This window comes from Agrobacterium sp. rho-13.3, assembly GCF_033957765.2.
Classification (GTDB): domain Bacteria; phylum Pseudomonadota; class Alphaproteobacteria; order Rhizobiales; family Rhizobiaceae; genus Agrobacterium.
In genome coordinates this window covers 1805585-1817846 of record NZ_CP192775.1, presented here as the reverse complement: position 1 = coordinate 1817846, position 12262 = coordinate 1805585, and the positions used below count along the sequence as shown (strand labels likewise).

The following is a 12262-nucleotide window of genomic DNA, read 5'->3' as shown; positions in this document are numbered from 1 at the left end:
CAAAGGAGATGTTGATGGCTTTAGGTGAGAGTTCTCGGAGCGACGTTAAGGAACGGGCTGAACTGTGCCACGTGGTAATCCGCTCGGCCGGTGCGCTGGCACTTGAAGGTTTCAGGCGCGTCGCCAAAGGTGGCTTTACCATGAAAGGGCCCCAGGATTTTCTGACCGAGACGGATGCAGCGTCTGAGGACCACATCCGTGGTGCGATCATGGCAGCCTTTCCCGACGATGGTTTTTTTGGCGAAGAGGGCGGCGGCGAGATTCGCGACCGAGTTTGGGTTGTAGACCCTATTGATGGCACCGCGAATTTCGCACGGGGAATCCCACATTTTTGCATTTCGATCGGCTATATTGAAAATGGTATCACGCAGTTCGGCGCTATCTACAATCCAGCTCTCGATGAACTTCACTTTGCTATGCTGGGCCAGGGCGCGACGCGCAATGGGATAACGATTTCAACAGCTGCGACGACGCGGTTTGATATGGCATCAATCGAGCTGGGTTGGTCAACTCGTATCCCGAACTCGACATATCTCGGCGTTGCTGAAGCACTCCTTACCAAGGGCGCGAACGTTCGCCGGTCCGGCTCTGGAGCTCTTGGCCTTGCCTATGTGGCTGATGGCCGGTCGGACGCCTATGTCGAACTGCACATGAACTCTTGGGACTGCGTTCCCGGCATGCTGATCGTTGCGGAAGCGGGCGGGGTTGTCTGCCCGTTCACGAAGCTTGGTTCTCTGCGTCATGGAGGTCCTGTTCTGGCATCCGCTGCTGGCATAGCGTCCGGCGTCAGCGAAGCCGCAAACATCCCCCTCGCATTGGGTAAGGCCGTCGTCAGCTCGATCAATACGGGAGCTCGAACACAGGTCGCCTAATGACGCCTTAAAGGGCGAAGGCAAATTTTGGAGTGAGTGCGGCCTGGAGAGCCGTCTGGGAGGGAACATGACAACTTTAGCGGAAATCGAAGCCACGGGGCGCAGCGGAAGAGTTACGCGAATATCCCGGCGTGTCGGTCATTTTCTAACAGCACCCGAGCGGGTGATTGCGCTTATAATGGCCGCAACTCTCTGCTTGCTCGTTATCGCTCCTTTGTTCCAGTTAATCCGTGAGACTGTCACGGTACAACCCTATGACGCCGTATATCTCCCTGGACGCGCTGTTGGTGAACTTACCTCGTTCCACTACGAGCGAGTATTTACTGGTCGCATGTCCTGGGCGCTGTTCTATAAACCTTTCATGAATTCGCTGGTAACGGCGTTTGGTGCGACAGCGATATGCCTTGCCCTTGGCGCCATTCTTGCCTGGGTGGTTGTGCGCACGAATGTCCCCTACCGTGAATTTGTCAACACCGCAGTCATTTTGCCTTACATGCTGCCCTCATGGGTCATGGCGCTTGCGTGGGTAACGTTTTTCAAGAATGATCGCGTGGCAGGGGCATCCGGCGTTTTCGCTTACCTTTTTGGCGTTCAGCCGCCTGACTGGATCGCATTTGGTAGTTTGCCGATTATTATCTGCTTATCAATGCACTATTACGTTTATGGCTTCCTGATCATCTCTGGCTCACTCTCGACCGTCGACAGCCAACTCGAGGAGGCAGGTGCAATAGCTGGTATGTCGCGTCTGCGTCAGTTCATTTCGATTACTGTTCCACTCGTTGTGCCAGCCGTGGGCTCCGCCGTGGTCATGACGTTCATAAGGGTCATCGGATCGTTTGGTACGCCGGCGGTTCTAGGAATGCCGATCCGCTATTTTGTTCTGCCAACGCAAATTTACGCCGCAATCGGCTCGCGCAATGTGGGCGACGGATATCTCTTGGCACTGGTTCTCGTTTTGCTTGCCGTCCTCTTTATCTGGATCAACCAGCGCATCATCGGTGTTCGTAAAAGTTTCGTCACGATGTCGGGCAAAGGATTCAGGCGGAAAGAGATCGATCTCGGACGTGGGCGCTGGCTGGTCTTCGCTCTGGTCATCCTACTGATGTGCATCACTGTTGTACTGCCACTGAGCTTGCTCGCGCTACAGTCCCTATCGCGCACAGCCGGTAATTATGACCTTTCAAACCTCACGCTGCATTACTGGATCGGCGAGCGCGGCGGAGTGAATGCGCTTTACGCTGGCGTGTTCAAGAACCCGCAGATCTTGAATGCTGCGTGGAACAGTCTTCGACTAGCATTATTCACCGCGTTAGCAACAGCTGTGCTCGGTTTCCTGATTGGTTACGTTGTCGTTCGCACCCGGGGCACTCTTTCGTCTCGCACGCTCGAGATGGCGGCGTTCTTGCCATATATCTTCCCGGCGGTAGCCTTTGGAGCGATCTATATTGGCATGTTCTCTCAGTCCTTTGGGCCGATCCCGGCGCTATACGGAACGTTCGCGTTACTCGTACTCATCGCGGCTGTAAAAAACCTGCCGTACACGTCGCGCACGGGTATTGCGGCTATGCTGCAGATTGACAAATCGCTGGAGGAATCTGCACGCGTCCAGGGCATTGGCTGGTTCGGTCGTATCCGGAGAATTGTAGCTCCGCTTGCTGCGTCAGGCCTTGTCTCCGGTATGCTGTTAAGCTTCATCGGCACCATGCGAGAGCTCTCATTGATCATCCTGTTGGTCACGCCATCGACGGCTGTTCTTGCGAGCGTGATCTACACCTATCAGACAGACGACGTACCTCAACTTATCGGGGCAGCCACCTTGCTCCTGGTCGCCCTGGTCGTTGGGTGCAACCTGCTGTTTAGGCTCGTTTTTCGTAATACGAAGATGGGATTTGCTTGAGGAGGCAACCCGAAAAAAGGAGGAGGACTTATGCAGAAGTTTTTAAAAGGCGCAGCGATCGCTACGTTAAGTTGGATGATCGGATCTGCCACATTTGCTCAGGACGCATTCGAAACGTGGGTGAAAACGGCTGAATTGGGGAATAGCCAGCCCACAGAAGAAAACTGGGACGAAATCACCCGCAAGGCTAATGAAGAAGGCGAAGTGACGATCTACTCGTCGTCCTCGAGCGTCAACGCGCTTGCCGAGGACTTCATGAAGCTTTACCCGAAGATCAAGGTCAACGCTTATGATCTGGGCTCAGAGAAGACGATTGAAAAAGTCGTCCGAGAACAGCAAGCCGGTATCTTCAATGTCGATGTGGTCAACACTGCCGGTACAGCGCAGATGATTTTCGACCTTCTTCCCAACCGCCGCATCGTGAATTATGTGCCCCGTTATCTGGTTGACAAGATTCCGACGGAACTCCGTGAACCCCTACTAACGCAGGTCGTCGAGGCCACAGTCCTCATGTACAATGCTGACGCGTACAAGGATGGACCGCCCGTCAAGAATGTCTGGCAATTGACGGAACCGGAATGGAAAAAACGCTTCGCGATGAAGAGCCCGCTCGGATCGCTGACATCCTTGGCACTGCTCGCCTCTATCGTAGAGCATTCCGATGACTTTGCGAAAGCTTATGAGACTTATACCGGCAAGCCAATTGAACTCTCGGACGGCATCGAAAATGCCGGCTACGAGTATCTGCATCGACTCCTGAAAAATGATCTCGTGATTTACGACTCCGGATCGAAGCTTGCGACCGCTTCGGGGCTCAAAGGGCAAAATAACCCGCCCATTACATTCTCGAGTATGCATTACGTCAACAAGAACAGCAGCGACGACTACGCCAATACCATTCTCTATGACGTCGACCCAGCAGGAGTATTTGCCTATTCGACATATACGTCGATCGCCGGGCAGGCTCCGCATCCGAATGCTGCAAAATTATTCATAGCGTTCCAAATGGGTTCGAAGGATCTCAAGCCGGACACAAAAATCGAAAAGCCTTACCGCGACGGTGCGAGTCTGAACATGCTTCAAGGGATGGCCGCTTATTTCAAGGTCGGCACCTTCTCTCCTCGAACCGACGTGCCCCTACCCAAGGGCGCTGAGAACTGGCCGAATGCGAAGAAGATCTTTGGATCTGCCGAGTTCCAGCGTGACAACGTTGCCGCTGTTAACGACTTCTGGGTCGTTGAGACAAGTCAATAAGAACCGTGTGAAATCAACCGGTCTGCCAACGCATGCCGGTTGGTACTTACGATCTCCGGAGGAAGTTATGAACGAAGTATCCCTCAAAGGCATTACGAAATCCTATGGTGCGCACCTTGCCATCCCGCCCCTCGACCTCGATATTCCGAAGGGAAAGTTTGTGACCCTTTTAGGGCCGTCAGGCTGCGGCAAGACAACCACTCTGCGGATTATCGCCGGTCTGGAGCAGCCCTCGGATGGGGAGCTTACGCTGGCAGGGACGTCGGTATTTTCTGGCCGCGACAGTCATTTCGTACCCCCGGAGAAACGCGGCTTAGGGTTCATTTTCCAAAGCTACGCTCTTTGGCCAAACATGAAGGTCGATCGCAATATCACTCTCGCTCTTCAACAAGCACGCAAGCCAAAGCACGAAATCCAGGCACGGCTCGGCGAGGCACTCCAAAAAGTGCAGCTTGAGGGGTATCAGGACAGATTTCCTTCGGAGCTTTCAGGTGGGCAACAGCAGCGCGTGGCCGTCGCCCGATTGATCGCAGCAAGAAATTCAATCCTGTTGATGGACGAGCCCCTATCCAATCTTGATGCGGTTTTGCGAACGGAAATGCGAACGGAACTGAAGCGGCTGTCACGCGACCTCGGCGCGACGACGATTTACGTTACCCACGATCAGGTCGAGGCCCTGACAATGTCTGACATTATCGTCGTCATGAAAGACGGGGTGATACAACAGATGGGCAGCCCCTACGAGATCTACCACCAGCCAAGCAATCTGTTCGTCGCTGAGTTCATCGGTGACCCCCGCATCAACCTGTTTGACGGAATTTTGGAGCAGCGTGAGGGTCGAAGCGTTTTGCACATTGGTGAGACGGAGATCAAGCTGCCGCACACCTTGACGCAGCCCTCGGGTCCAGTGCGCCTTGCCATTCGGCCAGAGCGGCTTACGCTCCATGGTGGGCCAGTCGTCAACAGTCTGCCAGCCGAGGTCGATGTTGTTCAACCGACTGGGTCACAGACAATTCTTTCACTGACGTCACAGGGGAATATGGTCACCGCCCTTATTCCGCGCTTTGTCGAGCGGTGGCCCACTCGAAAAGTGTGGCTGGAGCTCGACGCCGAGCACATCATGGTCTTCGATAACCAGTCCGGGAAACTTCTCCAGACAACAGGTGCGACCCGACAAGAGAACGCTGCGTAGCGCGTCAAAAACTCCGCTAGCCTGTTCCAAGGCTTAAGCAATAGGATCGGCGCGGACTTCATTTCGCGCCCAGAAAGGATCGAGTACCGGATATGGATGCACCTGTATATGAACGCCCCCCAATCAGCCTGATCACGGAAGGGCTACGACCGCACAATTCCAAGCTCTATATTGGCGGACTTGAAGGTGCGCGAGATCTTGACCTTTTGAGGCGGCACGGAATTGGCATCGTTGTGAACTGCGCTGTCAATCTCGACATCAACTTCGTGCGAGATCCCGCTCATCCTCAGGACGGTGATCGTAGCGCAACCGGCTATGCTCCAATCCGCTACTACAAACTCGGCATGATCGATGGTGGGGGTAGTCCCGATACAATGATGGTGGGAGGATACTACATTCTCCACGGCGCGTTGCATCAGACCATGCCCAAACGCGCGACTTACCCGTTCGAGAATGGCGGCAATATTCTTGTCAATTGCCGGAGCGGCCGTAGCCGCTCTGTATCACTCGCAGGTCTTTATCTCCACAAGCAGCAACCGGGCCTTTTTCCGACACTCGACGCGGCGATTGCGCATGTAAGGGAAAAACGCCTGCTAAGGCCGGACGAGTGGTTCGAAGCGCCCAAACCAATGCTCTACAACGCGGCACGTCTAGCATCCAACTGGATTGATATGATCGAAGCCAACAAGGCGCGTGAAGCAGTTGCGTAATCACACACCAGTCGCCGTCATTGCTGACGCACACTATCACGATCTCGAAGGCAGTTTTGGGCAGGCTGAACCAGTGTCTGGTAATGGGCTTACTGCGAGGAGCTGGTCAGAGACGCGTTGCTCGACGCGTGTATTTAACGAAAGCTTCGCTGCTCTTCCCGCGGCTCTCGAGATGATCGCTCGTCGTGGCATCCAACATGTTGTCCTTCTTGGCGACTATAGCGATGATGGTCAGGAGGCAACTGTTGAGGCAGTCGCTTCGCTACTGAACCGTTATGCTGAAGCATTTTCCATGTCCTTTTACATTTTACCCGGCAACCACGACGGTTATGCGGTCAAAGGACGACACCAGACTAAAGAATTTCTGACGTCGGACGGCAAGGCCACAGTCATTACCAGCGATCCTGACGTTGCCCAAAAAAATGTCAGGTCTATTCACACCTCCACGATGTATTGCAGCGGTTATCCCGAGGCACTTAAGCCCGTGGCAAGGCATGGTCTCACCCGCAGCACAAATTATTGTCACTGGGAGACACCATTTGGGACGTCTGATGCGTTCGAGGACCGACAATATAGGTTGAAGTCCGCCGACGAAACGACGGAGGCGCTTTTAATAGACTCATCCTATCTCGTCGAGCCGGAAGATGGTCTTTGGCTCCTGATGATCGACGCTAACGTGTTTCAGCCCTCAGCCGAGGCGACAGGCGTTAGTCTGGAAAGCGACTTTATTGACAGTACGGGTGCGGGCTGGAACGCGGTAGTCGCACAACGCCCCTATCTGATTTCGTGGATTGCCGATGTGCATCGTCGCGCAGCAACGGAGAAAAAAAACCTCTACTGCTTTTCACATTACCCGGTTGTCGATGTCTTCGTTGATAATCTTGCAAGTGAACAAGCCCTGTTTGGACAAACCAACATCGCGAACCGAACGCCGCAAGAAGGCGTGGCAGAGGTCCTGCTGCAAGCTGGTATGACTCACCACTTCAGTGGCCATATCCATGTTAACGGATCCAGCAAGCGAACTGTGGGCGACAGCACCCTGACGAACATAGCCGTTCCTTCGCTGGTAGCGTTTCCACCTGCTTTTCGCATCATAAACGGATCGATCAGTGAAATGAGTTGCGAGACTGTTAACCTGTTCGACCTACCGGTGGATCAGCGCCTGATGGACCTTTATCGTGTCGAATGCGAACAGATGGGAGAGCGAGAGCACCCTGCGTTTGCATCGAAAGCGTATGGCGAATTCCTCTACGCACATCAGGAGGCGCTGGTTACCCACCGCTTCTTTCCGCGGGAGTGGCCAAAGGACATGGTAGCCCTGTTTTCTGGGTCAACGCTTGGCCACCTGTTAACGCGATTTGACCTACCATCATCAGCTCTGGGCGAACTCGCGACGTCCGCTGGTACCGATCCGCAAAGTGTTGCATCGTTACCGTTGATACGTCTTGTAACGGATTGGTATGCGCTGCGCCAGGCGCAGGAACTGGCACTACCTTACATTCTGTCGGACAATCTGTCGATCTACAAAGCATTGGCAAACCACCACGCCGGACTTTCGGTATCGTCAGTTTCCACGACGAACGGTATGGCTATTTACTTTCTTGATACGTTTTTGACTGTGCTGAAGGTTTCACTAGAGCGCGCTGGCGCATGACCGACTACGACTACGAGCGGCGATGACATAGGTTGGGGAGAAAGAATTGAATTCCACGATTGTCATGATCAGTTTGCTGGGTGCGGTGGCGCTGCTTCTGTTTGGACTCGCGCAAGTCAAGGACGGTGTATCCCAGGCCTTTGGTGTGAAACTCAAGACCGGTCTTGCGACGGGTACACGCAGCGGATTGCGCTCATTTGTTTCTGGTCTGATTGCAACAATTGCTTTGCAGAGTTCAACGGCAACCGCACTGATGACTGCATCTTTCGTCGAACGCGAACTGATCAAACCGCGGATGGCCCAAATCGTTCTGCTCGGAGCCAATGTTGGGACCGCGATCACCGCGTGGATTGTGGCAGCGGGAACAGAATGGCTCTCGCCCCTAGCCATTTTAGTTGGTCTGATACTTTTTCGGGGCACCTCATCTGCGCGTCAGGGCGGTGGCAAAGCGCTGATCGGCATTGGTCTGATGTTGCTCTCGCTTCACCTTCTAAGTGGCGCCACAGAGCCGCTGCGCAGTTCACCAGCGCTCATGGCTTTTGTCGGCTTGCTGGACAATGCTTGGCCAGTCGCTCTGATTTTCTCAGCTCTGATTGCTTTTATCTCATCGTCTAGCCTGGCGGCAGTCGTGCTGATTCTGTCGCTTTCTTCAGCGGGCGTGCTGTCGACCGGGCTCATCATTGTTCTGGTCCTTGGGGCTAATCTTGGCGGCGCTGTTCCGCCCGTTCTGGCATCCTTATCGGGCCCTGCATCGGTTAGGCGTGTGACGCTTGGCAATCTCCTCGTCAGAGGAGCTGGCTGCGCAATCGTCCTTCCATTCGCCGGTTATTGCGCTGAGTTGTTGGCAATGTTGCCATTTGCCCCAACCAAGCTTCCCGTAGATGCCCATCTCGCATTCAACGTCTTGCTTGCAGCCCTGGCCTGGCCATTTTCGCGTTTGACCTCTCACCTTATGAAGTCCTTGATTTCTGATGACGCACCTGCCGAGTTCGGGCCGAAGTATCTGGATGCTCATGAGCTGTCGACGCCTGTGGTGGCGCTGGCAAGCGCAACGCGTGAGGTGCTCGGTATTGGGGACTTGGTTGAGCGCATGCTGATACGGGCCACAGATTCATTTGAGCGCTACAATCCTTCTCGGCTTGAAGAAGTTTCGGGATTGGAACGCCGAGTGGATCTGCTGCAGCAAGAAGTGAAACTCTATCTTTCGAAGCTTGGACGCAGTGGCTTGAATGAAGAGGATAGTCGGCGCTCCGTCGCAATCATCAATTACGCAATCAACCTTGAGCACATTGGAGACATATTGGAAAAGGGCTTGGTGCCGCAGATTGCCAAGAAGGGAATGCAGAGCCTTCAATTCTCGGTGGAAGGACATGCGGAGGTCAAAAATTTTTTCGAACTCACTCAGGAGAATCTTCGCATTGCCCAAACTATATTTGTCACTCGAGACTTCAACTTAGCGCGTCGAATGATGGAGCTAAAGGTAGAAGTCCGTAGAATGGAGAAACAGTCGTCCGCCAGCCACTTAGCGCGACTACGCGATGGTCGCGCAGACAGCATACGGACAAGTTCTTTGCATCTCGATATCCTGCGTGACTTGAAGCGTATCAACGCGCACATAGTTTCTATCGCACATCCCATCCTTGATGAAGGCGGGCTTTTGATTGAAAGCCGCCTTCGGTCTGCAGCTGAGTAAGCGCAGAGGTATCGCGATACTTTTTCTACGGTTGGCTTTTGTAGAGATTACGGAACGCTGTCCAACGACACGTCCCGCTTCCAAGTAGAACGAAGCATTCGTCGCAATAGCCGGACGTGAGGGCAGTTCACTGCCAACGATGAACATCCACGTTGCAACCACCGCAGCGAGGCACCAGATCACGATCCGCAAGATCCTGAAACTTTTCATGCCAACTCCCGCTACCTTCCCGTGCCATCGTGAACTATTCGCGGAAAGCCATAACCCCTCTAGCAGCCTGAGGCTCAAGACCCTTTTGACGCGTTTTGTCGGTTCTGCGCTGACGTGACGCACCGAGCCAGTTTCGATATTTGCTGGGACACCTGTTTCTTCCAAAACTGGTCTTGACCCTCAAGCTACTAGAGGTCTCACACTCGGGCCGAATCCAGTGAGGGTAGAGAATGCGTGAGGCGACAATGCAATCGGAAGACAAGGCGTGGCTACCGACCTTCGCAGCTTGGATGGTCGCTCTGGCTTCGACTTTGGGCGCGCTGTTCATCGGGGAAGTCATGGGTCAGGCTCCTTGCGACCTCTGCTGGCATCAGCGTGCCTTCATGTTCCCATTGGCTGTCCTGCTGGCTGTGGCCGCGTTCCGGTCGGATGGCCGGGCGTGGTTCTATGCAGCGCCGCTGGCCGCCATCGGATGGCTCATCGCTGCGTTCCACAATCTCCTCTATTTCAAGGTCATCCCGACGGCCATCAAACCATGCGGTCAGGGCCCCTCCTGCTCTGGCGACGGGATGATCCTGTTCGGGGCGCTTCCCATACCCCTTCTCTCGCTTGCAGCATTCACCACAATCATCATCCTACTTCTTATCGTGCGCCGGAGAACATCAGCATGAACAGACGCACCCTCGTCCTCGCATCGGCCTCGGCCGCTATCGTCGTGTTCGCCGGAGGCGCTGCCCTCTATAACGGCAACACCACCGAGCCGACACCTGCACCTGCACCAGTCCCCGTGTCGGGGAACAACACCCTGGTCAGGATGCATTCGCCTGTCATGGGACCGGTGTCCGCTCCCGTCACCATCGTCGAGTTCTTCGATCCGTCCTGCGAGGCCTGCCGGGCCTTCTATCCGATCGTCAAGCAGATGATGGCGCAGACGGGATCCGATGTCCGCCTCGTCCTGCGCTACACTGCGTTTCATCAGGGATCCGACGATGCCGTGCGGATACTTGAAGCCGCCCGCAAGCAGAACCGCTTCCAGCCCGTTCTCGAGGCCATACTGGATCAGCAGCCTGTCTGGGCTGATCACGGAAAGCCGAATCTGGAGAAGGCGTGGCAGATCGCGGCATCGGCGGGGCTGGATATCGACCAGGGACGCAAGGACGCGGCATCGCCGTCGGTCGATAAAGTTCTCGCCCAGGACATGGCCGATGTTAAAGCCAACAACGTTAAACAGACACCGACATTCTTCGTCAACGGGAAGCCGCTCACCGAATTCAGCCCCCAGGGTCTCCTGAACCTCGTCAGGGCCGAAATCAATGCGGCAAGACAGGTTCCTGAATTCTGACTTGAGATATAGGAGCCTGAACGCATGAGCGGACACCACCACGATCACGGAGCCGATGCCGGCGACAAGCGCATCTGGTGGGCGATCCTCGTCAACGTGCTTCTCACGTTTGCCCAGATCGCCGGAGGCATCGTCTCCGGCAGTCTGTCTTTGATAGCGGATGCAATCCACAATTTCAGCGACGCTGCTTCCCTCGTTATCGCCTACGGCGCGCGAAGGATTGCACGCCGTCCTTCCGACGATACGATGACGTTCGGCTATGTCCGGGCCGAGATCGTCGCGGCGCTGATCTGGCGTCTTTCCCGGTAACTTGTGACAGCACCTTCTGGCGCTGGCTTTCGATAGCAAGTTCCAGGAACGCCTGACCAATGGAATTTCATCGGCATCGGCCAGAAGCTTGTAGCGGCCGGATGCCCCGGCCCCGGCTGGACGTCCCGGCGGCAAGCATTGTGAGTAGACAGCACCCATCTTCTGAGGCTCGCTCGATACATCGATCATCTAGTGGGTGCCCAGCCTGGCGGCAGCGACATCGGCGAGAACCGACAGAGCTAGAGAGCTCACATCACGAGTGGGTCCAAACATGCCGATCGGCGCCTTGATCCTGGCGATCTCATCGGCGTTGAACGACCGCGCCTTCAGACGCTCAACTCGCCGATGGTGCGTTCTCGTGCTTCCCAGGGCTCCGATGTAAAATGCTTCGGATTTGAGAACCGTCTCCAGGATGTCCGCCTCGGTATCAATGTCATGATGCAGGAGCACGACCGCAGTGTACGAATCTATCCACTCAGACAACTGACAAGAAGTTAGCGCCGTGCCGACCTGCATCACATCATATGATGATGCTGAAGCAAGCTGACCCACCGCCTGGGCTTCAGCGGCTTGACCCGAAACGACAACCCGGGTCCTTGGAAGATAGGAACTTCTGAAGGTTTTATCGAACCATCCGGCGCGCGATTTCGTTTCCATTCTGAGCGATTGCGATGTGGGCGAATATGCCAGCGATGCCCCTACTCTGCGATCATTCAGGCGCACGACATCTTCCAGGGCACGGGCATCTTTCATAACGTGTATGGCGATCGTAATTCCTCCTCCGCAGGGGAGCACGATATCGAAGAAGGAAGAGCCCTCGCCGAACTTTACGACACGATCGCGCTTTTCGGCCATGGCCTGAAGAGCCTCAGCGGCCACCGCTGCTTCGACGCAGCCACCTGACACGTAACCACAAAACCTACCGTCGCCAGCGATCGCCATCTGGGCACCAAGCGACCGCGCCGCACCCCCTCGGATTTCGATCAACGTCGCCAACGCGACAGGCCCTCGATCGAAGGACGCTATAGCAAACCGTAGGATATCGATCGGATTGTCGGTTAACGACGCACGGACGGGCGTGGGTATGGCTAGGGCTAGATCGGGACTCACGAGCTGTCCTTTTTTTTGG

Annotated in this window: 11 protein-coding genes; 10 read left to right on the top strand and 1 reads right to left on the bottom strand. The window is 55.1% G+C overall.

Translation table 11 applies throughout. From position 1 onward, the window contains the following. Window positions 1-14 precede the first annotated feature (14 nt). The 10 genes from RMR16_RS23055 to RMR16_RS23010 all read left to right on the top strand — a co-directional run bounded on the left by RMR16_RS23055 (window position 15) and on the right by RMR16_RS23010 (window position 11133). The gene (locus RMR16_RS23055) at window positions 15-872 is read left to right on the top strand and encodes an inositol monophosphatase family protein (RefSeq protein WP_320197932.1); all 858 of its coding nucleotides are present in this window, start codon (window positions 15-17) and stop codon (window positions 870-872) included. A 67-nt stretch (window positions 873-939) separates the two neighbouring features. Further along, window positions 940-2769: an ABC transporter permease gene (locus RMR16_RS23050; protein WP_320197931.1), complete on the top strand. Its 1830-nt coding sequence runs from the start codon at window positions 940-942 to the stop codon at window positions 2767-2769. A 30-nt stretch (window positions 2770-2799) separates the two neighbouring features. Continuing rightward, on the top strand, window positions 2800-4023 hold the full coding sequence (locus RMR16_RS23045) for an ABC transporter substrate-binding protein (RefSeq protein WP_320197930.1): 1224 nt from the start codon (window positions 2800-2802) through the stop codon (window positions 4021-4023). Between the two features lie 67 nt (window positions 4024-4090). Next, window positions 4091-5215: an ABC transporter ATP-binding protein gene (locus RMR16_RS23040; RefSeq protein WP_320197929.1), complete on the top strand. Its 1125-nt coding sequence runs from the start codon at window positions 4091-4093 to the stop codon at window positions 5213-5215. Window positions 5216-5307: 92 nt separating this feature from the next. Next, on the top strand, window positions 5308-5925 hold the full coding sequence (locus tag RMR16_RS23035) for a dual specificity protein phosphatase family protein (protein ID WP_320197928.1): 618 nt from the start codon (window positions 5308-5310) through the stop codon (window positions 5923-5925). Then, window positions 5909-7579 (top strand): metallophosphoesterase, encoded by a 1671-nt coding sequence (locus RMR16_RS23030; RefSeq protein ID WP_432355327.1) that lies wholly within the window; start codon window positions 5909-5911, stop codon window positions 7577-7579. The genes RMR16_RS23035 and RMR16_RS23030 overlap by 17 nt, the downstream gene beginning before the upstream one ends. Window positions 7580-7625: 46 nt before the next feature. Continuing rightward, window positions 7626-9272, top strand: a complete 1647-nt coding sequence (locus RMR16_RS23025; protein ID WP_320197926.1) for a Na/Pi cotransporter family protein — start codon at window positions 7626-7628, stop codon at window positions 9270-9272. A 440-nt stretch (window positions 9273-9712) separates the two neighbouring features. Further along, window positions 9713-10153 (top strand): disulfide bond formation protein B, encoded by a 441-nt coding sequence (locus RMR16_RS23020; protein ID WP_320197925.1) that lies wholly within the window; start codon window positions 9713-9715, stop codon window positions 10151-10153. Further along, on the top strand, window positions 10150-10824 hold the full coding sequence (locus RMR16_RS23015; RefSeq protein ID WP_320197924.1) for a DsbA family protein: 675 nt from the start codon (window positions 10150-10152) through the stop codon (window positions 10822-10824). The genes RMR16_RS23020 and RMR16_RS23015 overlap by 4 nt, the downstream gene beginning before the upstream one ends. A 24-nt stretch (window positions 10825-10848) precedes the next feature. After that, window positions 10849-11133, top strand: a complete 285-nt coding sequence (locus RMR16_RS23010) for a cation diffusion facilitator family transporter (protein WP_432355324.1) — start codon at window positions 10849-10851, stop codon at window positions 11131-11133. Between the two features lie 189 nt (window positions 11134-11322). Here the strand turns inward: RMR16_RS23010 and RMR16_RS23005 are convergent, their stop codons facing one another. Continuing rightward, a complete protein-coding gene (locus RMR16_RS23005; RefSeq protein ID WP_320198016.1) occupies window positions 11323-12243 on the bottom strand; it encodes an XdhC family protein in 921 nt (306 codons plus the stop codon). Window positions 12244-12262: the final 19 nt, after the last annotated feature.